We start from the raw sequence: 21,606 nt of genomic DNA, 5'->3' as shown, positions 1-21,606 counted from the left end.
CCATGCGCGTCAACAAGTACATCAGCGAAGCCGGCCTGTGCTCGCGCCGCGAGGCGGACGAGCTGCTGCTCGCCGGGCGCGTCAGCATCAACGGCGAAGTCGTCACCACCGGCGCCAAGGCGTTGGACGGCGACGAGGTGCGCGTGGATGGCGAGATCGTGCGCGCGCGCATCCTGGCCGCCACGCCCGCGGCGAAGAAGGCCATCTACATCGCGTTGAACAAGCCGGTCGGCGTCACCTGCACCACCGACCATGGCGTCGACGGCAACATCGTGGACTTCATCGACCACCCGCAGCGGATCTTCCCGATCGGCCGGCTGGACAAGGATTCCGAAGGGCTGATCCTGCTGACCAGCAACGGCGACATCGTCAACGAGATCCTGCGCGCCGAGAATAACCACGAGAAGGAATACCTGGTCGGCGTGAACAAGGCGGTCACCGACGAATTCCTCGCCGGCATGGCCAAGGGCGTGCGCATCCACGGGCAGATGACGAAACTCTGCCGCACCCGCCGCATCGCGAAGTTTGGCTTCTCGATCGTGCTGACCCAGGGCCTGAACCGGCAGATCCGCCTGATGGCCGCCGCGTTCGGCTATCGCGTGACTCAGCTGCGCCGCGTGCGCATCGACAACGTGAAGCTGGCGCACCTGAAGGTCGGCCAGTGGCGCAATCTCACCGAAGCGGAATTGAAGGGGCTGCTGCCCGGACGCACGCAGTGGTGAGCGCGCGTTAGGCGGCGGGCAAGCTCTGCAGATCCCAGCGCGGGCGCACCTGCACGGTTCCGTCCTGGTGCTGGCCGCTGGCCAGACGGATCGCACCGGCCAGCGCGATCATCGCGCCGTTGTCGGTGCAGAAGTCCAGCCGCGGGAAATACACCTGGAAGCCGTCTTTCTCGCCGGCCTTGGCCAGCTCACTGCGCAATCTTCGGTTCGCACCGACGCCGCCGGCGATCACCAGCCGCTGGGCGCCGCTGGCCTCGAGTGCACGCCGGCACTTGATGATCAAGGTGTCGACGATCGCGTCCTCGAACGCGCGCGCGACGTCGGCGCGGGTCTGCTCGCTCTGGTCCGAATGCTGCCAGGCCAGCAGCACCTGGGTCTTCAGGCCGGAGAAACTGAAATCCAGCCCCGGCCGGTCGGTCATCGGGCGGGAGAAGCGGAACACGCCAGCGCGGCCCTGCTCGGCCAGTTTTGCCAGCGCCGGGCCGCCGGGGTACGGCAGGCCCATCATCTTGGCGGTCTTGTCGAACGCCTCGCCGGCGGCATCGTCCAGCGTGTCGCCCAGGATCGTGTACTGGCCGATCGCCTTCACCTCGACCAGCATGGAATGCCCGCCGGAGACCAGCAGCGCCACGAACGGCGGCTCCGGCGGGTTTTCCTCCAGCAACGGGGCCAGCAGGTGGCCTTCCATGTGATGCACCCCGATCGCCGGCACGCCCAGCGCCCAGGCCAGCGCACGCCCGACCGAGGCACCGACCAGCAGCGCACCGACCAGGCCGGGGCCGGCGGTATAAGCCACCCCGCCCAAGTCCTGCACGGTCAGCCCGGCCTGGGCCAGCGCCTCGCGGATCAGCGGCAGCAGCTTGCGCACATGGTCGCGGCTGGCCAGTTCCGGCACCACGCCGCCGTAATCGGCGTGCAGCTTGATCTGGCTGTACAAGGTGTGCGCCAGCAGGCCGCGGCCCGGCGCCTCCGGCTCCCAGCGCAGCAGGGCCACGCCGGTTTCGTCGCAGGAGGATTCGATGCCCAGTACCGGGCCGGTGACCGGCTTGTTCGCCGACTTTGAAAATTCTGTGATATCCACGGTATAATTCGCGGCTCGCCCTATTTGACAGTCCCGTACCAGCGGGCAGATTACCACTCGGAGTTTCCATGCCCAACGTAAAAGTTCGCGAGAACGAGCCGTTCGAGATCGCACTGCGTCGTTTCAAGCGTACCTGCGAAAAGGCCGGCGTCCTCGCCGAAACGCGCAAGCGTGAGTTCTACGAAAAGCCGACCCAGGAACGCAAGCGCAAGCGCGCCGCCGCGGTGAAGCGTCACCTGCGCCGTCTGTCGCGTGACGTCTCGCGCAAGGTCCGTCTGTACTGAGTTTCCGCTCGCCGCTCGTCGGCAGGCCCGCCAGCGTCTTCACGCTGCGCATGCAGGAAACACGGTCGGCGCGGGTTCTCGCAGCCACCGCAAGCTCTCGGATTCGACATTGGCCGGTGTTGTCCCAAGGACAACGCCGGCCTTGTCGTTTCCGTAGAATCGACATCCCACCCCAGAGGCTCCGTCCATGACTCTCAAGCAGCAGCTCACCGAAGACATGAAGACCGCGATGCGCGGCGGCGACAAGCAGCGGCTGGGCGTGATCCGGCTGATGCTGGCGGCGATCAAGCAGCGCGAAGTGGACGAGCGGATCGAACTGGACGACGTGCAGGTGCTGAGCGTGTTGGAGAAGATGCTGAAGCAGCGCAAGGACTCGGTAAGCCAGTACGCCGCCGCGCATCGCGAGGATCTGGCCGACGTCGAGCGCGCCGAGATGGTGGTGATCGAGACCTACCTGCCGGCCAAGCTCGGCGACGACGAGATCGACGCCCTGATCACCGCCGCGATCGCCGACACCGGCGCCAGCTCGCCGCGCGACATGGGCAAGGTGGTGGCCGCGGTGAAGGAAAAGGCCGCCGGCCGCGCCGACATGGGCGTGGTTTCGGGTCGGATCAAGGCGCGCCTGGCCGGATGAGGGGCGAACCCTCACAGCAGTACCAACGGGCCCGCTAACGATCCCCGGCGCGATGCGCCGGCGCAGGCCCCGCGCCGCCGCTGGCAAGCGGCACGATGCATCGCGTTCACGCCCGCCCCGATACAAACGCCGTGACCCGCCCGAGATTCACCGTACGGGCGATCATCGCTGCGGGAGAAGCACATGCTGAAATGGGCCATCATCTTCGCCATCATCTCGCTGGTCACCGGCTGGCTCGGCTTCGGCGGAGTTGCCGGAGTCACCGCCACCATCGCCAAGGTGCTGTTCGTATGCTTCGTGATCCTGTTCCTGCTGGCCGTGCTGGCGGTGATCGGCGTGATCAACCTGTTCTAGCAACGACTCGGGCCGGCGCCTGCCATGGCATGCGCCGGTGATCGGGTGCCCGCCCCTGCGTCCCGACCAGTTCGAAGGGCGCTCCCCGATCGCCGCGAAGCCGGTCGCTGATATAGCCGCTGCGCATCCGGATTGATCGCCGCTACATCGAGGATCACCGGCCCGCCTGAACGCGGTCGGGCCGGAGCTGTGGATCAGCTGCACGGCGGTCGTCGCGTCCGCCGCCGCGGCGCGAAAGCGCATTCCAGCGCGGTTCACCGCCCCTCCCCTGTGGCATTTCGTCTCAGACCAGCACAATCCGCCCGAGCCTCCCCGGCGGCGACCGACTAGACTACGGGGTCTATGCGTGGCCTGATTCCCGACAGCTTCATCGATGAACTGCTTGCCCGCGTCGACATCGTCGACGTGATCGAGCGGCGCGTGCCGCTGAAGAAGGCCGGGCGCGAATGGACCGCCTGCTGCCCGTTCCACAACGAGCGCACGCCGTCGTTCTACGTCAGCCCGGCCAAGCAGTTCTTCCACTGCTTCGGCTGCGGCGCACACGGCAGCGCGGTGAAGTTCCTGATGGACTACGAGCGGCTGGAGTTTCCGGACGCGGTGGAGGAGCTGGCGCAGACGGTCGGCCTCACCGTGCCGCGCGAAGGCGGCCGCGACGCGGCGCCGCGCGAGGACAAGACCGACCTGTACGCGCTGCTCGATGCCGCCGCGCTCTGGTACGAAGGCGAGCTGCCGCGCAACACCGATGCCCAGGCGTATTGCAGGAAGCGCGGCCTGGACGCGGAGACGATCAAGCGCTTCCGCCTCGGCTGGGCGCCGGCCGGCTACGACGGGGTGATCAAGGCGCTGGGCAACACGCCGCGGCGGATGGAGCTGCTGAACGAGGCCGGCATGGTCGCCAGCAACGAGCGCGGCAGCAAGTACGACCGCTTCCGCGAACGGCTGATGTTCCCGATCCTCGACCGCCGCGGCCGGGTGATCGCGTTCGGCGGAAGAGTGCTCAGCGCCGAGCAGTCCCCCAAGTACCTCAACTCGCCGGAAACCCCGCTGTTCCACAAGGGCCGCGAGCTGTTCGCGCTGTGGCAGGTGAAGCAGGCCAACGCGAACCTGGCGCGGATCGTGGTGGTCGAGGGTTACATGGATGTGATCGCACTGCACCAGGCTGGGCTGCCGATCGCGGTGGCCACGCTGGGCACGGCGACCACGCCGGAGCACACCGAGGTGTTGTTCCGCGCCGCGCCGGACGTTGTGTTCTGCTTCGACGGCGACCGCGCCGGCCGCGCCGCGGCGTGGAAGGCGCTGGAGTCGGCGCTGCCACGCCTGCGCGACGGCCGCCAGGCGTACTTCCTGTTCCTGCCCGACGGCGAGGATCCGGATTCGCTGGTGCGCAAGGAAGGTCGCGAGGGCTTCGAGAAGCGCATCAAGGAAGCGATGCCGCTGTCCGACTATTTCTTCAACGAGCTGTCGCACGACGTCGACATGACCAGCCTCGACGGCCGTGCCCGGCTGGCCGAGCGCGCGCGCCCGCTGATCGCGAAACTGCCCGACGGCGCGTTCCGCGACCTGATGGCGCAGGAACTGGAGAAACGCAGCGGCGCCCGCGCGCTGCTGCAGGCCGACCCGGCCGCGCATCGTGCCGTGCAGCGCCCCACCGCCGTGCAGCGCAGCCTGGTGCGCAGCGCGATCTCGCTGCTGCTGGCGCAGCCGGGCCTGGCCGATCAGGTCGAGAAGCCCTATCGTTTCCTGCGCCTGGACAAGCCTGGCGTGGGACTGCTCGCTGAATTGCTCGATATCGCGCGCGCGCGGCCGGGTATCAACTCCGCCATGCTGGTCGAACATTTTGCCGAGCGACCGGAATATCCGTCGCTGCAGAAACTGATGGCGACGCTGTCGGTGGGCGAGCCGGAAAGCCAGCGCATGGAATTCATCTCGGCACTGGAACGCATGGAACACCAGTCACTGATGCAGCGCCGCGACTTCCTCAGCGCTCGACGCGGCGAACTCAGTGACGACGAGAAGGCGGAATTGCGCACGTTGCTGCCGCTTCGCGAACAGATGAGCACCAAGTCATGACCTGCATCGCCACGGCGAGCCAGTGGTCGTTGCACGTTGCGACCGGCACAGGGAATTGCGCGAAAGAGGCATCGGCATAGATGGACCTGCTGCAGCAACTGATCACGATCTTCGCCGAAAACGGCTACGCCGCCGTGTTCATCGCGCTGATGATCTGCGGCGCCGGCCTGCCCTTGCCGGAAGACATCACCCTGGTCGCCGGCGGCGTGATCGCCGGGCTCGGCTACGCCAACGTGCATGCGATGGTCGCGCTGGCGATGTTCGGCGTGCTGCTGGGCGACTCGGCCATCTTCCTGCTTGGCCACCACTACGGCGCGCGCATCCTGCAATGGCGTTTCGTGGCGCGCGTGCTGACCCCGGAGCGCTACCTCAAGGTGCAGGAAAAATTCGACCAGTACGGCAACCGCATGCTGTTCTTCGCGCGTTTCCTGCCCGGCATGCGCACCACCGTCTACCTCACCGCCGGCACCACCCATCGGGTCTCGTTCCTGCGTTTCCTGCTGATCGACACGCTGGCGGCGCTGATCAGCGTGCCGTTCTGGGTCTACCTGGGCTTCTTCGGCGCCGACAACCACGAATGGCTGGTGAAATGGCTGCATCGCGGCCAGAGCAGCCTGTGGGTGCTGGTGGGGATCCTGCTGCTGACCGTGCTGGTGCTGTGGTGGAGACACCGGCGCCGCACGCGTTGCGGACTGGATTGAGCTGACCGCATGTCGTTGCGTCGCGTTCGCCCCGACAACTTCACCCTCGCCCTGCTCGCCACCGTGCTGCTGGCCTCGCTGCTGCCATGTCGCGGCGAGACCGCGCGGGTATTCGACGGCGTCACCGACGCGGCGATCGCGCTGCTGTTCTTCCTGCACGGCGCCAAGCTGCCGCGCACGGCGATCGTGCAGGGCCTGACCCACTGGCGGCTGCACCTGACCGTGTTCGCCGGCACCTTCGTGCTGTTTCCGCTGCTGGGGCTGGCGTTGCAACCGGTCGGGCATGCGCTGCTGACGCCCGAACTCTACCTCGGCGTGCTGTTCGTGTGCACGCTGCCGTCCACCGTGCAATCGTCGATCGCGTTCACGTCGATCGCCGGCGGCAACGTGTCGGCCGCCGTGGTCAGCGCCTCGACGTCGAACCTCATCGGCATCGTGCTGACCCCGCTGCTGGTCGGCCTGCTGCTGGCCAGCCATGGCGGTGGTGCCTCGTGGCAGGGCGTGCTGGACATCATGCTGCAGCTGCTGCTGCCATTCGCGCTGGGCCACGTGGCGCGGCGCTGGATCGGCGGCTTCGTCGACCACCACAAGCCGCTGCTCGGCTACACCGACCAGGGCACGATCCTGCTGGTGGTGTACACCGCGTTCAGTGCCGCGGTGGTCGACGGCTTGTGGCGCGACACGCCGATCTCCGCTCTGCTGTCCACCCTGGCGATGTGTGCGCTGCTGCTCGCGCTGGTGATGCCGACGCTGACCTGGGCCGCACGCCGGCTCGGCTTTTCACGCGAGGACGAGATCACGATTGTCTTCTGCGGTTCCAAGAAGAGCATGGCCAGCGGCATCCCGATGGCGAAGATCCTGTTCGCCGGCCAGCTCGGCGGGCTCGGCGCGCTGGTACTGCCGCTGATGATCTTCCACCAGTTGCAGCTGATGGTGTGCGCGGTGGTGGCGCGCCGATACGCGCTGCGTGGCGACCACGCCGTCGCCGAGGACAACCGCGAAGCCGACTGAGACAGGTCGGTCCGACTACAGCCAGCGGCCGTAGCGGCGGATGTAGATGATCTTCATCAGCTGGGTCAGCACGCAATAGCTCGCCAGGGTCAGCGCCAGCCAGGCGAAGTACAGCGGCGGCAGCGGCACCATGCCGATCTTCGCGCCCAGCGCGCTGAACGGGATCAGCATGCCGATCACGATGATCGCCAGGGTCAGCCCCAGCACCGGGGCGGACGCCACACTCTGCAGGAACGGGATGCGCCGGGTGCGGATCATGTGCACGATCAGGGTCTGCGACAGCAGGCCTTCGATGAACCAGCCGGAGTGGAACAGCGACTGCCGCGCCGGCGTGTTCGCGCCGAACACGTGCCACATCAGCCAGAACGTGGTGATGTCGAAGATCGAGCTGACCGGGCCCACCCACACCATGAAACGGCCGATGTCGCCGGCGTCCCAACGACGCGGTTTGCTCAGGTATTCCTCGTCCATGCGGTCGAACGGTATCGACAGCTGCGAGATGTCGTACAGCAGGTTCTGCACCAGGATCTGCAGCGGCAGCATCGGCAGGAACGGCAGGAATGCGCTGGCCACCAGCACGCTGAACACGTTGCCGAAATTGGAACTGGCGGTCATCTTGATGTACTTCATGATGTTGCCGAAGGTGACGCGACCTTCCAGCACGCCCTCCTCCAGCACCATCAGGTTCTTCTCCAGCAGGATGATGTCGGCCGACTCCTTGGCGATGTCGGTGGCGGTATCCACCGAGATGCCGACGTCGGCGTCGTGCAGCGCCGGCGCATCGTTGATGCCGTCGCCGAGGAAGCCCACCGTGTGGCCCAGCCGCTGCAGCGAGCGCACCACGCGCGCCTTCTGCAGCGGCGACATCTTGGCGAACACGGTGACCCGCGCCACCAGCGCATCCAGTGCCGGGTCATCCAGTTCCTCGATCTCGCGGCCCTGCACCGAATGGCTGACGTCCAGCCCGACCTCGCGGCAGATCTTGCGGGTCACCGCCTCGTTGTCGCCGGTGATCACCTTCACTTCGACGCCATGTTGGTGCAGCGCGCGGATCGCGGTGGCGGCCGAGTCCTTCGGCGGGTCGAGGAAGGCCAGGCAGCCGACCGCGACCAGTTCGCTCTCGTCGGCCACGCCGTAGGCATGCTCGTGTGTGGCCTCGCGCCGCACCGCCACCACCAGCACGCGCAGGCCGTCCTCGTTGAGCCGGTGCGTCATCGCCTTGATCTCGTGGCGACGCGCCTCGGTCATCGGCCCGATCGCGTCGCCGGTCTTCGCGAACGCGCAGATCGACAGCATCTCCTCGACCGCGCCCTTGCAGATCAGCAGGTGTTCGCCGTTGCCGCTGGTCACCACCACCGACATGCGCCGACGCTGGAAGTCGAACGGAATCTCGTCCACCACCCGGTAGCGCAGCGCCGCCGCTTCCAGATCGCGATGTTCCAGCACCGCCTTGTCCATCAGATTCTTCAGGCCGGTCTGGAAACGGCTGTTGAGATAGCCGTATTCCAGCGCCTCGTCCGACTCCTCGCCGTCGAGGTCGAGGTGACGTTCCAGCACGATCCTGTCCAGCGTCAGCGTGCCGGTCTTGTCGGTGCACAACACGTCCATCGCGCCGAAGTTCTGGATCGCATTGAGCCGCTTCACCACCACCTTGCGCCGGGACATCGCCAGCGCGCCCTTGGCCAGGTTCGCAGTGACGATCAGCGGCAGCATCTCCGGGGTCAGCCCGACCGCGATCGACAGTGCGAACAGGAACGCCTCGGTCCAGTCGTGCTTGTCCAGCCCGTTGATCAGGAACACCACCGGCACCATCACCGCCATGAAGCGCAGCAGCAGCCAGCTCACGCTGCTCACGCCCCGATCGAAACTGGTCTGCACGCGCTGGCCGCTCATGCTGTGCGCCAGCGAACCGAGGTAGCTGCGCGCGCCGGTCGCCACCACCACGGCACTGGCGGTACCGCTGACCACGTTGGTGCCCATGTAGCAGACGGTGGACAGCTCCAGCGGACTGGCGTGGCTGTCATCGTCGAATCCACGCGTGGGCGCGGATTTCTCCACCGGCAACGATTCGCCGGTGAGGATCGCCTGGCTGATGAACAGATCCTTCGCGCCGAGCAGGCGCAGATCGGCCGGCACCATGTCGCCGGCGCCCAGGTGCACGATGTCGCCGGCGACCAGCTCCGCCACCGGTACCTCGATCCGCTCGCTGTGGCCGTCGGACGCACGGCGGGTCACCGTGGCGGTGTTGCGCACCATGGCCTTGAGCTTTTCGGCGGCGCGGGTGGAGCGGTATTCCTGGGTGAAACTCAGCAGCACGCTGATGCCGACCATCACCGCGATGATGATCGGCCCGGTCAGATCATTGCCATCGGTGAATAGCTGCACGCCGGCCAGCACCAGCAGCACCACGATGAACGGGTTCCTGAATGCGCGCAGCAACTGCAGCGACCAGCGCGGCGGCTTCTCGTGCGACACCTCGTTGGCACCGTCGCGATGCAGCCGCGCGCTGATCTGCGCTGCGTCGAGACCGTTCACCGACGTATCCAGCCCGGCCAGCAGTGCCTCGGCGGCGCAAAACGCCTGCCCGGCCACGATCACCGGCCGCGGCGCAGCCTTGCCCACCAGCCTGGCGGCGGGTGCCTGAAAAATTTTGCTCATGCTTCGCTTCCGTGAGGCGGAATGCCGATGCTGCGAAGCGCTGGCGGCGTCAGGCCACCATCACGCTAGCCCGTGCGGCCGCGGGCGCGGCCCGTGCCGGAGAGCGCTGGCGGAGGCCAGCCCTTGCGCGGGATCACGGCGCCCATCAGCGGCCGGAGCCCAGCCGCCGATGGCGCGGTGCCTTCAGGAACGACGCCGGCTCACGCCGCGCGGGTGCGGCAGTAACGCGCTCGATGCCGCCACCCGCCGGCTCGGCCAGCGGCGCAGGTACGGTCACGCTGAATTCGGGCGACACCGCGGCACCGCGGACGAACGCGGTGCGCAGGCCCGCAAGGCGCGGGCGGAGAAAATAGTGAAGGAGCTTCATCAGCCCATCTCCTCATGACGACGCCGTCGGCGTCCTCAGGAGTGGGCCGGACTTTCCCTAGCGGAAAGCACCAGCCGACCGCAGGCGGTCGCCGCAGGCGTTCAACTTGTTATGCGGCGCCGGCACCCGAAGCGAGCGGATGTCGACGTTGCGACTAGGGTAAACGTCCATATGCCTTGGTTAGTCAGGACAGGAAGCCGGCCGGCACAGCGCGCCGGAGGGCGCGCGCATTGTCGTGCTGCGCCGCGGGAGTGTCAACGTTCAAGCTGAATTTTTCCGCACCGACGTAGCGTTGGCAGAACCGGTCAGACGACCGGCTGCAACGCCAGTCCCTGCTGCACGATCGGCTCGACCAGCCAGTGGTCGACGAGCAGGAAGGCGAACAGCGCCATCAGGTAGACGATGGAGTAGCTGAACACCTTCATCGCGTACAGCTCGTCCGGCGGATTCAGCAGGCGCACCGCGTAATACAGGAACGCCCCGCCCAGCACCGCGGCGCCGCCCAGGTAGACCAGGCCACTCATCCCGGTCAGCGCCGGCAGCAATGTCACCAGCACCAGCAGCACGGTGTAGAACAGGATGTGCCAGCGGGTGAACACCACGCCGTGGGTCACCGGCAGCATCGGCACCTGCGCGCGCGAATAGTCGTCGCGGCGGAAGATCGCCAGCGCCCAGAAGTGCGGTGGCGTCCACACGAAGATGATCAGGCACAGCTGCAGCGCGTACGGGTGCAACGCACCGGTGACCGCGGTCCAGCCCAGCACCGGCGGAATCGCCCCGGCGAGACCGCCGATCACGATGTTCTGCGGCGAGGCGCGCTTGAGGAACGCGGTGTAGATCACCGCGTAGCCGATCAGCCCGGCAAACGTCAGCACCGCGGTCAACGTGTTGACCAGCAGCACCAACACCAGCATCGAGGCGATGCCCAGCAGCAGCGCGAACACGAAGGCCTGGCGCGCATTGAGATGCCCGGTGGCCAGCGGCCGGTGTGCCGTGCGCACCATCACCTTGTCGATACGCTGGTCGATCAGCTGGTTGAACGCGGCGGCCGACGACGACGCCAGCCAAATGCCCAGCGTGCCGAACACCAGCGCGCGCCACGGCGGCATCCCGGGCACGGCGAGAAACATGCCGATCACCGCGCAAAACACCAGCAGCGCAACGATGCGCGGCTTGGTCAGTAGCAGGTACTCGTGAAAAACGCTCATCTTCAGTGTCGCCCCAACGACAGGAACATCGATTCGTCATGCCGCCGCTGCGTGCGCGCCAGCGTGGCCAGCAAGGTGAACAGCAGCAGGGCCGCCACGCCATTGTGCGCGGTCGCCACGGCCAGCGGCAGGCCGAAGTACACATTGCTGATGCCCAGCAGCACCTGGCCCGCCAGCGCCAGCGCGATCGCCAGGCCGCACACGCGCAGGCCACGCCGGGCCGCCTTGATCGACAGCCAGCCGAGGTAGCAGAACACCACCAGCGCGCCGAGCCGGTGCGCGACCTGGATCGCGCTGCGCGCGGCCATGTCGAGCACGCCGCCTTCGTAGTTCACGCCGATGCCGCGCCACAGCACGAAGCCTTCATGGAAGTCCGTCGGCGGCGCCCACTGGCCCAGGCACTGCGGGAACGAGCCGGGGCCGTAGCCGCAGGCCAGCGCCGCGTAGTTCGCCGAGGTCCAGCCGCCCAGCGCGATCTGGCACAGCAGCAGCACGATGCCGATCGTCACCAGCCGGCGCAGGTCGGCGTGGCGTTCGTCCGCCGCCGCCACGCCGGCGAAGCGCAGCGCGGCGTACGCCAGCAACGCGAACGTGGCCATGCCGCCGAGCAGGTGGCCCATCACCACCACGGGCTTGAGCAGGAGCGTCACCGTCCACATGCCGAGCATCGCCTGGAAGATGATCACCGCCAGCGCCAGCACGCAGATCTTCCACGCGCCGGGACGCTGCAGCCGGATCGCGGCGAACAGCGGCAGCGCAATCGCGCAGGCCGCCAGCGCGGACGACCACAGGTGTTCGCCGCGCATGTACAGGCCCACCCCGAGTGCCGCGAACACCGCGCCGACGAGCACCGCCAGCAACGTGCCGCGCCGGCGCCAGCTGGCGATCAGCGCGAGCAGCAGCACCAGCACGCCGAGCGTGCCGGCGAGAAACCGATGCACCTGCTCGCGCCAGGCCTTGTGCGCCTCGTACGGGCGATCCGGGAACGTCGCGTCGGCGTGCGCCACCGCCTGCGCATGCTGCGGCCAGGTGACCTGGCCATAGCAGGTCGGCCAGTCCGGGCAGGACAGGCCGGCATTGGACAGCCGCACGAAGGCGCCGAACATCACCAGCCCGAACGCGAACACCGCCGCGAACACCGCCAGCCAGCGCAGCGCCCGCAGGGAGCGCGACGACATCACTTGATCACCTTCTGCAGGTCCTTGCGCAGCCCGGACGGATCGAACCCGGCCCGGTACAGCGACAACGCGGTGCCGTTGGATTCCACCAGCAGTGCACTCACGCTGTCCGGTGCACTCGGCCGGAAGCTGGCCAGCTTGCCGTCGACATCCTCGCCGAGCTGCCAGTAGTTGCGCATGCCATCGCGCGCGTCGTCCGCCGGCGGCGTGCCCAGGTAGAGCAGGCGCAGGCGCGACTGGTTGCGGTTCAGCGTGACCCGCGCGGCGGCCATGCTGGTCAGCGTGGCCAGGCATTGCGTGGCGCAGTCGGGACCGGCCAGCGCCACCAGGGTCAGCCGCGGCTCGCTGTCGCGCCAGGCGTAGGGCTGGCCATTCGCCAGCTGCACGCGCAACTGTTCGTCGACGAAATTGCGCTGCGGCAGGATCGGCTCGCCGTTGCCTCTGGTGCCGGGTTGCCAGCCGCTCCAGCTGAGCAGACCGGCGACGATCATCGGCGCGACAAACGCCAGCACGATCAGCAGCAGGAAGATTCGGCTCTTGCGCACGGCGGCGGGATCAGCAGCTTTCATGGGACGTCATCAACCTTCGTGGAATCAGGATTTGCGTGGTTTGCGCTTGCGATGCACGACCAGCAGGATCACCACCGCGGCAAGCGCAAACGTGAACCACTGGAACGCATAGGCGCGATGCCGCGCCGGCGGCATCGAGGAAACATCGAGGCTGCGCTCGCGCTCGTAGATCGCCGCCGGATCGGGATCCAGCGCAAGCACTCGCGGATACAACGGACGCCCAAGGTCAGCAGCGACCTGCGCCGTGTCCAGGAAGATCGCGCTCTTCGGCCACTGGACCTGCCGCGCCAGCGCATTGCCACCCATCTCGAACCCGACCGGCGGCGGCGGCACATACAGCCCCTGCAAGCTCACCTTGCCGGTGGGCAACGGCGGCACCTGGGGCGCCTTGTCGCTGCCGTTGCCGGGCAGAAAGCCCAGATCGACCAGCAGCAACGACGAGTCGCCATCCAGCGCCAGCGGCGCAAACACCTGGATGCCGCCACGCCGGTCATGCTTCGGGTTGTCCAGCAGATACACGCGGTCGGCCAGGTAGTGGCCGTCGACCTTTACCCGCGGGAAGCCGTCGGCCGGCGGCGTGTCGGCCACCCTGGCAAAGTCCTGCAGCGGCGCGGCGGCCGCCGCGGCATACCGTCGCAGAAGCGCTTCCTTGAAGTCGGCGCGATGCAGCTGCCAGACGCCCAGACGTATGAACAGCAACGCTCCAGCCACGGTCAGCAGCAACGCCCACCACGAAGGACGGCGAAATCCGGTCACGCCGGGCACCTGCCAGCGGCCGTTATACTGGCCATGTCGAACTGGATCGGATCAATCACGTGGAAACCATCTATAAAATTGCGCTGGTCGTGGTGCTGCTGGTGGTGATCTTCAGCCTCGGCCAGGCGCTGTACTTCATGATGACCGACAAGGACAACGACAAACGCACGGTCTGGGCGCTGACCCGTCGCATCGGCCTGTCGCTGCTGTTCATTGCCATGGTCGCGTTCGGTATCTGGATGGGCTGGTTGCACCCGCACGACGTCGGCCAGTGATTGTACCGGTTGTGCCGCCGCGGCGTCCCGCCTGTGGCGAACCGCCCGAGCCGGGTGGCTAACGAGCCCCCAGCCTCTTCAACAAAAAGCCCGCCATTGGCGGGCTTTTTGTTGCGGGCATGTCGCGGCGCTCGTGACGAATCCGGCCGTGACGAGAGGGGTCTCGCGTCAGAGGATGTAGACGAACATGAACAGGCCGAGCCAGACCACGTCGACGAAGTGCCAGTACCACGCCACTGCCTCGAAGCCGAAGTGGTGATCCTTGTCGAAATGCCCCTTCAGTACACGCAGCCAGATCACCGCCAGCATGATCGTGCCCAGGGTCACGTGCATGCCGTGGAAGCCGGTGAGCATGAAGAAGGTCGAACCGTAGACGCCGCTGTGCAGGGTCAGGTTCAGTTCCTTGTAGGCCTCGATGTATTCGTGCGCCTGGAAGTACAGGAAGGTCGCGCCCAGCAGCACGGTCAGCCCCAGGAACAACAGGATCTTGCCGCGATGCCCGGCACGCAGCGCGTGGTGGGCGATCGTCACGGTGACGCTGGAGGTGAGCAGGATCACCGTGTTGAGCAACGGCAGACCCCACGCCGGCACGGTGCGGAACGCGCCGCCGGCCTGTTCCGGGCCGTTGCCGCCGTTGGCACCCCAGGCAGCAATGTAGTCGCTCCACAGGAATTGGTGGGTCAGCACGCCGTGGCCGTGACCGCCGAGCCATGGCACCGAGAACATGCGGATGTAGAACAGCGCGCCGAAGAAGGCGCCGAAGAACATCACCTCGGAAAAGATGAACCACATCATGCCCATGCGGAACGAGGTGTCCACCTGGCTGTTGTAGTTGCCGGCCAGCGACTCGTTGATCACCGAGCGGAACCAGCCAAAGAACATGCCCAGCACGCCGATCACGCCGATGATCAGCACGGACTTGCCGAAGCCGGTCTCGCCGGGCTCCGCGTTCAACCAGTGCGCAGCACCGAACACGGTGGTGAACATGACCACTGCGGCCACAAACGGCCAGTAGCTCTTGGCCGGAACGAAGTAAGCGTCGTGTTGCTGACCCATGGTGTAACCCCGTGGATTTCTCTTGATGACTTTTGCCCCGTCACAGCGACCGGGGAACTGCACGCCGGTCGTCGAACCCGGCCGGTTGAAGAAAACGTGTAACGCGTGGAACGCTATTTCATCAGCAGAATTTGCAGGAACGTCGACAGGTAGACCGCCAGCGCGACCACGGCAAGTATCGTGACCGTGCGCCGCACGCCCCGACGGGACTTCCCGTCTGGCTGGACCGTTGCCGCATGAATCGTCTGCTGCGCCATGTCACTTTGCTCCCGAGGTCATGCCGGCCGCGCGACCGGCGTGACGGATGGACAATCAGTCGTTCACGTGGCCGTGGGCCAGTTCATCGTCGTTGATCACCGGCGGCACTTCGAATGTATGGTGCGGCGCCGGCGACGGAATGGTCCACTCCAGGCCCTTGGCCCCTTCCCACACGCGATCGGTGGCCTTCCGCTTCGAGAAGAACGCGCAATGGATCACTACGCCCACGAAGATCAGCTGGGTGGCGCCGAACAGGAAGCCGCCGATCGAACTGACCATGTTGAAGTTGGCGAATGCCACGTTGTAGTCGGGGATGCGGCGCGGCATGCCGGCCAGGCCCAGGAAGTGCTGCGGGAAGAACAGCACGTTGACCCAGATCACGCTGTTCCAGAAATGCACCTTGCCCCAGAACTCGCTGTACATGTTGCCGGTCCACTTCGGCATCCAGTAATACGCGGCGCCGATGATCGCGAACAATGCACCGGTCACCAGCACGTAGTGGAAATGCGCCACGATGAAGTAGGTGTCGTGATACTGGAAGTCGGCCGGCACCAACGCCATCATCAGGCCGGAGAAGCCGCCGATGGTGAACAGGATGATGAACGCCACCGCGAACAGCATCGGCGTCTCGAACGTCATCGAGCCGCCCCACATGGTGGCGACCCAGTTGAACACCTTCACGCCGGTCGGCACCGAGATCAGCATGGTGGCGTACATGAAGAAGATTTCCGCACCCAGCGGCAGGCCCACCGCGAACATGTGGTGCGCCCACACGATGAACGACAGGAACGCGATGCAGGCGATCGCGAACACCATCGCCTTGTAGCCGAAGATCGGCTTGCGCGCGAAGGTCGGCACGATTTCCGAGATGATCCCGAACGCCGGCAGGATCATGATGTAGACCTCGGGATGGCCGAAGAACCAGAAGATGTGCTGGTACAGCACCGGGTCGCCGCCGCCGCCCGGGTTGAAGAAGTTGGTGCCGAAGTACTTGTCGGTGAGCAGCATGGTCACCGCACCGGCCAGCGCCGGCATCACCGCGATCAGCAGGAACGCGGTGATCAGCCAGCTCCACACGAACACCGGCATCTTCATCAGGTCCATGCCGGGCGCGCGCATGTTGAGAATGGTGGCGATGATGTTGATCGCGCCCATGATCGAGCTGATGCCCATCAGATGGATCGCGAACACCGCGTAGGCCAGCGAGCTGCTCTGCAGCGACAGCGGCGGGTACATCGTCCAGCCGCCGGCCGGGGCGCCGCCGGGCAGGAACAGCGTGGACAGCAGCAGCGCGAACGCGAACGGCAGGATCCAGAACGACAGGTTGTTCATGCGCGGTAACGCCATGTCCGGCGCGCCGACCATCAACGGGATCATCCAGTTACCCAGGCCCACGAAGGCCGGCATGATCGCGCCGAAGATCATCACCAGCGCATGCATGGCCGTCATTTCGTTGAAGAAATACGGCTGCATCAGCTGCATGCCCGGCTTGAACAACTCGGCACGGATCAGCATGGCGAAGCTGCCGCCGATGAACAGCATCGTCAGCGAGAAAATCAGATACAGCGTGCCGATGTCCTTGTGGTTGGTGGACATGCACCAGCGCTGGAAGAAACCTTTCGGCGCGCCGTGGTGATCGTCGTGCTGATCATGGGTGGCTGCGTAGGACATGGCCTTGCACCTCTAACCTGGAATATGGAATGCGACTGCAAAAAAACGTGTGCCGGAAACGGCGGCTAGCGGCCTCAGCCCTGCTTGCCGGCAACCGGAGCGGCGACCTGTGCGGTTTGCGGCGCCGGAGCAGGTGCCGCGGATGGCGTCTCCTGCTCGGCCAGCCACTTGGCGAAATCGGCCTTGGACTTCACCACCACCACGATCGGCATGAAGGCGTGGTCCTGGCCGCACAATTCGGCGCACTGGCCGCGATAGGTGCCCGGCGTGGTGAAGTTGGCCCACGCCGCGTTGATGATTCCGGGGATCGCGTCGATCTTCCAGCCGGTCGCCGGCACCCACCAAGAATGGATCACGTCGCCGCTGGTGATCACGAAGCGGATCTTGGTGTCGACCGGCACCACCAACGGCTTGTCGACATTCAGCAGATAGGTATTCTCGGCGCCCACCTTGACCGCGAACGGGTCCAGGCCCGAACCCAGCTGGCGGGTCTGGTCGCTCTGCGAGTCCAGCTTGGACATGAAGCCGACCTTGTCGATCGACTTGCCCATGTAGTCGACATAGTCGTAGCGCCATTTCCACTGGTAGCCGGTGACCTTGACGGTCATCTGCGAGCCGGTGGTGTCGGCCCAGCTGGCGAGTCCGCCAGTGGCCATGTAAGCCAGGGTGATCAGGATCAGCACCGGGATGGTCGTCCAGACGACTTCCACCGTGGTGTTGTGCGACCACTTCTCGGCGACCGCACCGCGCGACTTGCGGAAGCGGAACATGGCGATGAACATCGCGCCGAACACCAGCATGCCGATCACCGTGCATACGGCCAGCGCGGTGTTGTTGAGGTGGTACGGCACGTGCGACCAAGTGCTCGCGCCGCGTTCCATGTTCAGCTGCCACGGACCGGGGGCGGCCAGGGCCACGCTGCCGAACGATGCAAGGGCGAGAGCCGCCGCTGCCGTGAATGATCGCCTGATGCCGCCAGATGTCATGTCTTGCACCTTTGTTGAACCTACTTGCGTAGCTGGTTGAAGTCGGCCAGCAACACCATGAGTTTCTTCGACAGCGCGATGCGCTCCTGGTCCGCCAGGAACGCACCGATTTCCAGCTCGCGTCCGTGCGACGACAGCAGCAGCCGCTGGCGCCCGTTGCCCGGCTCCAGCAGCACGCGTACCCAGTACGACTGGAAACGCATGCGGCGCGGACCAGGCAGCGATTGCACCTCCAGCGACACAACGTCGAGGGTGATGCGCTCACTGCGGTCGCCGGCCCGCCAGGCCACGCTCAAGGCGATGGCCACGGCGGCGGATTCCACCAGGGCAAACAGCGGAGCGAACACGTTCCCCTGCCACACACCCAGTCCAGCCGTCATCAGCACCAGCGCTACCAGAACCACGATCAGTCGACGCAAACCGCGTCGGCTGAGCGTGCGATTCGGCTTGAGCCATATCGTCACGCGCGGCAAGCCGGCGGTAGCTGGTCGAAGCACGATCATGGGGATCCGGCGTGCCTGGAACGCCGGAATGATAGGCCGCGGCGGCGCAGCGGGCAACAATGTCGCACCGACTTGACCTGGATCAAGCGTTCGGGCTAGGCCGCCGGGGCGTCGTCCAACGGCGCCCCTGACTCCCGCGAATCGCACGGCACGCGTACAATTCCGCGTTTACCTCCGCATCCGCGGATCTCTGCGATAGACCCGTGACCCAGCCCATTCTCAGCCCCGAACTCCCCATCGACAGCACGCCCGCGCGCGCGCGCATCACCGCCGCCTGGCTGCGCGACGAGACCGAGGCCGTCAACGACCTGCTCGCCCAGGCCACGCTGCCCGCGACCGAGCGCGAGCAGGTGATCGACCTCGCCGCGGGCCTGGTTTCGCGCGTGCGTGCGCGCGCCAAGGACCAGAGCGCGGTCGAATCCTTCATGCGCCAGTACGACCTGTCTTCCGAGGAAGGCGTGCTGCTGATGTGCGTGGCCGAGGCGCTGCTGCGCATCCCGGACAAGGCCACCGCCGACAAGCTGATCCGCGACAAGCTCGGCGAGGCGGACTGGAAGAAGCACCTGGGCCAGAGCGAATCGCTGTTTGTCAACGCCTCGACCTGGGGCCTGATGCTCACCGGCCACCTGGTGAACCTGGCCGAGGACACCCGCCATGACGTCACCGGTGCGCTGAAACGGCTGATCGGCCGCGCTGGCGAGCCCGCGATTCGCCTGGCCGTGCGCCAGGCGATGCGCATCATGGGCCATCAGTTCGTGATGGGCCGCAGCATCGACGAGGCGCTGGACCGTTGCGCAAAGAAGGAATACGCGGTGTACCGCTACTCCTACGACATGCTCGGCGAGTCGGCGCTGACCAGCGAGACTGCCGAGCGCTACCAGCAGGACTACCGCGACGCGATCGCCGCGATCGGCGCACGCGGCCCGTTCGCCAACCACACCGACGCGCCGTCGATCTCGGTGAAACTGTCCGCGCTGCACCCGCGCTACGAAGTGGCCAAGCGCGAACTGGCGCGCCGCCAGCTCGGCGACAAGCTGCTGGAACTGTCGCAGCTGGCGATGAAGTACGGCATCGCGCTGTCGGTCGACGCGGAGGAAGCCGATCGCCTCGAACTGTCGCTGGACATCATCGGCGACGTCTTCGCGCACCCCTCGCTCGCAGGCTGGAACGGCCTCGGCATCGTGGTGCAGGCATATTCCAAGCGCACCCCGTTCGTGATCGACTGGCTGATCGAGACCGCGCGTGCGGCAAATCGTCGCTGGTACGTGCGCCTGGTGAAGGGTGCCTACTGGGACGCCGAGATCAAGCGCGCGCAGGAGAATGGACTGGCCGGCTACCCGGTGTACACGCGCAAGCCGAACACCGACGTATCCTACCTGGCCTGCGCGCGCAAACTGTTCGACGCCGGCGTCGAGCTGGTCTATCCGCAGTTCGCCACCCACAACGCGCACTCCATCGCCGCCGTGCACCACATCGCGCGCGGCCGTCCGTTCGAATACCAGCGCCTGCACGGCATGGGCACCGACCTGTACAGCGAAGTGATCGGCGCGCAGAACCTCAACGTGCCGTGCCGCGTGTACGCGCCGGTCGGCACGCACGAGGACCTGCTGCCGTACCTGGTGCGTCGCCTGCTCGAGAACGGTGCCAACACCAGCTTCGTCAACCGCGTGGTGGACGAAACCCTGCCGGTGCGCGAACTGGTTGCCGACCCGTGCGAAACCGTGCGCGGTTTCGCTTCCATCCCGCACCCGCGCATTCCGCTGCCGGTGAATCTGTACGGTGAGAATGCTGCGCTTGCGCAGCATTCGAATTTTGTATCCAGGAAGAACTCCATGGGCGTCAACTTCTCCAACGACAACGAACTGAAGGCGATGGCCGCCGCCGTCGGTGCCAACGCCGGCCCATGGACCGCCGCGCCGCTGGTGCCGGGCGCGACCGCCAGCGGCCCGACCGTGCAGGTGACCAACCCGGCCGACCGCCGCCAGGTCGTCGGCAGCTACGTCAGCGCCGACAGCGCCACCGTCGACAAGGCACTGGGCAACGCGGTCGCCGCACAGCCCGGCTGGGACCGTCTGCCCGCGGCCAGCCGCGCCGCGATCCTCGAACATGCCGCCGAACAGCTGGAAACGCGCCGCGGCGAATTCATCGCGCTGTGTGTGCGCGAAGCCGGCAAGAGCCTGCCCGACGCGATCGCCGAGATCCGCGAAGCGGCCGACTTCCTGCGCTACTACGCCGCCATGTCGCGCCGCCTGTTCGGCCAGCCCGAACAGTTGCCCGGCCCGACCGGCGAAAGCAACCAGCTGTTCCTCAACGGCCGCGGCGTGTTCGTCTGCATCAGCCCGTGGAACTTCCCGCTGGCGATCTTCCTGGGCCAGGTCAGCGCCGCACTGGCTGCCGGCAACAGCGTGATCGCCAAGCCGGCCGAGCAGACCTCGCTGATCGGCCATGCCGCGGTGAAGCTGCTGCACGACGCCGGCATCCCGCTCGACGTGCTGCAGTACCTGCCCGGCGACGGTGCCACCGTGGGCGCCGCGCTGACCCGGGACCCGCGCGTGGCCGGCGTCGCCTTCACCGGCTCCACCGACACCGCCTGGGCGATCAACCGCGCGCTCGCCGCGCGCAACGCGCCGATCGCCGCACTGATCGCCGAGACCGGCGGGCAGAACGCGATGATCGCCGACTCCTCCGCCCTGCCCGAGCAGATCGTGAAGGACGTGATCGCCTCGGCGTTCCAGTCCGCCGGTCAGCGCTGCTCGGCCGCGCGCGTGCTGTTCGTGCAGGAAGACATTGCCGACAAGGTCTGCGCGATGCTCACTGGCGCGATGGCCGAGCTGAAAGTCGGCGACCCGGGCCAGCTGTCCACCGACGTGGGTCCGGTGATCGACGCGGACGCGCTGAAGATCCTGGTCGACCACGCCGCGCGGATGGACACCGAAGCGAAGAATGGCGCTACCAAAAAAATCGGCGAGGTCGTGCTCGACCTGGCGACCACCGCGCACGGCACGTTCTTCGCCCCGCGCGCCTACGAAATCCCCTCGCTGGCCACGCTGACCCGCGAAGTGTTCGGCCCGGTGCTGCACATCGTCCGCTGGAAGGGCAGCGAGCTGGCCAAGGTGGTCGAGCAGATCAACGCCACCGGCTACGGCCTCACCCTCGGCATCCACAGTCGCATCGACGACACCGTCGACTACATCGCCCGCCACGCGCGCGTCGGCAACTGCTACGTCAACCGCAACCAGATCGGCGCGGTGGTCGGCGTGCAGC

At 66.6% G+C, this 21,606-nt stretch carries 21 protein-coding genes; 9 read left to right on the top strand and 12 right to left on the bottom strand.

What is annotated here, in order from left to right; all coding sequences use genetic code 11:
- Positions 1 to 2: 2 nt before the first annotated feature.
- Positions 3 to 722 carry a pseudouridine synthase gene (locus tag ABD024_RS15760; RefSeq protein WP_343855292.1) on the top strand — a complete coding sequence of 240 codons (720 nt, stop codon included), beginning with the start codon at positions 3 to 5 and terminating at the stop codon, positions 720 to 722.
- Between the two features lie 7 nt (positions 723 to 729).
- Here ABD024_RS15760 and tsaD read toward each other — a convergent pair whose 3' ends face one another.
- Positions 730 to 1,803, bottom strand: a complete 1,074-nt coding sequence (gene tsaD, locus ABD024_RS15755; protein WP_343855291.1) for a tRNA (adenosine(37)-N6)-threonylcarbamoyltransferase complex transferase subunit TsaD — start codon at positions 1,801 to 1,803, stop codon at positions 730 to 732.
- Positions 1,804 to 1,871: 68 nt separating this feature from the next.
- On the opposite strand from tsaD, the gene rpsU reads away from it, so the two are divergent.
- From rpsU to ABD024_RS15725, 6 genes are all read left to right on the top strand, one after another.
- A complete protein-coding gene (rpsU, locus tag ABD024_RS15750; RefSeq protein ID WP_007081639.1) occupies positions 1,872 to 2,087 on the top strand; it encodes a 30S ribosomal protein S21 in 216 nt (71 codons plus the stop codon).
- A 187-nt stretch (positions 2,088 to 2,274) separates the two neighbouring features.
- Positions 2,275 to 2,721 (top strand): GatB/YqeY domain-containing protein, encoded by a 447-nt coding sequence (locus ABD024_RS15745; protein ID WP_343855290.1) that lies wholly within the window; start codon positions 2,275 to 2,277, stop codon positions 2,719 to 2,721.
- 183 nt (positions 2,722 to 2,904) lie between these two features.
- Positions 2,905 to 3,075, top strand: coding sequence for a DUF1328 family protein (locus tag ABD024_RS15740; protein ID WP_343855287.1), 171 nt, complete (start codon positions 2,905 to 2,907; stop codon positions 3,073 to 3,075).
- A gap of 342 nt (positions 3,076 to 3,417) precedes the next feature.
- Positions 3,418 to 5,145 (top strand): DNA primase, encoded by a 1,728-nt coding sequence (dnaG, locus tag ABD024_RS15735; protein ID WP_343855283.1) that lies wholly within the window; start codon positions 3,418 to 3,420, stop codon positions 5,143 to 5,145.
- A gap of 80 nt (positions 5,146 to 5,225) precedes the next feature.
- Positions 5,226 to 5,846 carry a DedA family protein gene (locus tag ABD024_RS15730; RefSeq protein ID WP_343855278.1) on the top strand — a complete coding sequence of 207 codons (621 nt, stop codon included), beginning with the start codon at positions 5,226 to 5,228 and terminating at the stop codon, positions 5,844 to 5,846.
- Positions 5,847 to 5,855: 9 nt separating this feature from the next.
- Positions 5,856 to 6,857 (top strand): bile acid:sodium symporter family protein, encoded by a 1,002-nt coding sequence (locus ABD024_RS15725; RefSeq protein WP_343855272.1) that lies wholly within the window; start codon positions 5,856 to 5,858, stop codon positions 6,855 to 6,857.
- 15 nt (positions 6,858 to 6,872) lie between these two features.
- Here the strand turns inward: ABD024_RS15725 and mgtA are convergent, their stop codons facing one another.
- From mgtA to ABD024_RS15695, 6 genes are all read right to left on the bottom strand, one after another.
- Entirely contained in the window at positions 6,873 to 9,515 is a 2,643-nt protein-coding gene (gene mgtA / locus ABD024_RS15720; protein ID WP_343855267.1) for a magnesium-translocating P-type ATPase, read from the bottom strand.
- A 145-nt stretch (positions 9,516 to 9,660) separates the two neighbouring features.
- Complete coding sequence (locus ABD024_RS15715) at positions 9,661 to 9,882, bottom strand: hypothetical protein (RefSeq protein ID WP_343855262.1); 222 nt, start codon at positions 9,880 to 9,882, stop codon at positions 9,661 to 9,663.
- A 305-nt stretch (positions 9,883 to 10,187) separates the two neighbouring features.
- Entirely contained in the window at positions 10,188 to 11,090 is a 903-nt protein-coding gene (gene cyoE / locus ABD024_RS15710) for a heme o synthase (protein ID WP_343855257.1), read from the bottom strand.
- Between the two features lie 2 nt (positions 11,091 to 11,092).
- Positions 11,093 to 12,268 carry a COX15/CtaA family protein gene (locus ABD024_RS15705; protein ID WP_343855253.1) on the bottom strand — a complete coding sequence of 392 codons (1,176 nt, stop codon included), beginning with the start codon at positions 12,266 to 12,268 and terminating at the stop codon, positions 11,093 to 11,095.
- Positions 12,268 to 12,837 (bottom strand): hypothetical protein, encoded by a 570-nt coding sequence (locus ABD024_RS15700; protein ID WP_343855249.1) that lies wholly within the window; start codon positions 12,835 to 12,837, stop codon positions 12,268 to 12,270. The genes ABD024_RS15705 and ABD024_RS15700 overlap by 1 nt, the downstream gene beginning before the upstream one ends.
- 24 nt (positions 12,838 to 12,861) lie before the next feature.
- Complete coding sequence (locus ABD024_RS15695; RefSeq protein ID WP_343855243.1) at positions 12,862 to 13,593, bottom strand: SURF1 family protein; 732 nt, start codon at positions 13,591 to 13,593, stop codon at positions 12,862 to 12,864.
- A gap of 59 nt (positions 13,594 to 13,652) precedes the next feature.
- Between ABD024_RS15695 and ABD024_RS15690 the strand changes: the two genes are divergently transcribed.
- On the top strand, positions 13,653 to 13,868 hold the full coding sequence (locus ABD024_RS15690) for a twin transmembrane helix small protein (RefSeq protein ID WP_343855235.1): 216 nt from the start codon (positions 13,653 to 13,655) through the stop codon (positions 13,866 to 13,868).
- Positions 13,869 to 14,036: 168 nt separating this feature from the next.
- Here the strand turns inward: ABD024_RS15690 and ABD024_RS15685 are convergent, their stop codons facing one another.
- The 5 genes from ABD024_RS15685 to ABD024_RS15665 all read right to left on the bottom strand — a co-directional run bounded on the left by ABD024_RS15685 (position 14,037) and on the right by ABD024_RS15665 (position 18,297).
- Positions 14,037 to 14,924 (bottom strand): cytochrome c oxidase subunit 3, encoded by an 888-nt coding sequence (locus ABD024_RS15685; RefSeq protein WP_343855230.1) that lies wholly within the window; start codon positions 14,922 to 14,924, stop codon positions 14,037 to 14,039.
- A gap of 113 nt (positions 14,925 to 15,037) precedes the next feature.
- On the bottom strand, positions 15,038 to 15,181 hold the full coding sequence (locus ABD024_RS15680; protein ID WP_200935715.1) for a hypothetical protein: 144 nt from the start codon (positions 15,179 to 15,181) through the stop codon (positions 15,038 to 15,040).
- 55 nt (positions 15,182 to 15,236) lie between these two features.
- On the bottom strand, positions 15,237 to 16,853 hold the full coding sequence (gene ctaD / locus ABD024_RS15675; RefSeq protein ID WP_343855222.1) for a cytochrome c oxidase subunit I: 1,617 nt from the start codon (positions 16,851 to 16,853) through the stop codon (positions 15,237 to 15,239).
- Between the two features lie 74 nt (positions 16,854 to 16,927).
- A complete protein-coding gene (gene coxB, locus ABD024_RS15670; RefSeq protein WP_343855217.1) occupies positions 16,928 to 17,839 on the bottom strand; it encodes a cytochrome c oxidase subunit II in 912 nt (303 codons plus the stop codon).
- 20 nt (positions 17,840 to 17,859) lie between these two features.
- Complete coding sequence (locus ABD024_RS15665; protein WP_343855431.1) at positions 17,860 to 18,297, bottom strand: DUF2244 domain-containing protein; 438 nt, start codon at positions 18,295 to 18,297, stop codon at positions 17,860 to 17,862.
- Positions 18,298 to 18,545: 248 nt separating this feature from the next.
- Here ABD024_RS15665 and putA point away from each other — a divergent pair.
- Positions 18,546 to 21,606 (top strand): bifunctional proline dehydrogenase/L-glutamate gamma-semialdehyde dehydrogenase PutA (gene putA / locus ABD024_RS15660; protein ID WP_343855213.1); only part of this gene is annotated, 3,061 nt, incomplete at its 3' end.

It is taken from the genome of Rhodanobacter soli, assembly GCF_039523495.1.
Classification (GTDB): domain Bacteria; phylum Pseudomonadota; class Gammaproteobacteria; order Xanthomonadales; family Rhodanobacteraceae; genus Rhodanobacter; species Rhodanobacter soli.
This window is presented reverse-complemented; position numbering and strand designations above follow the sequence as displayed.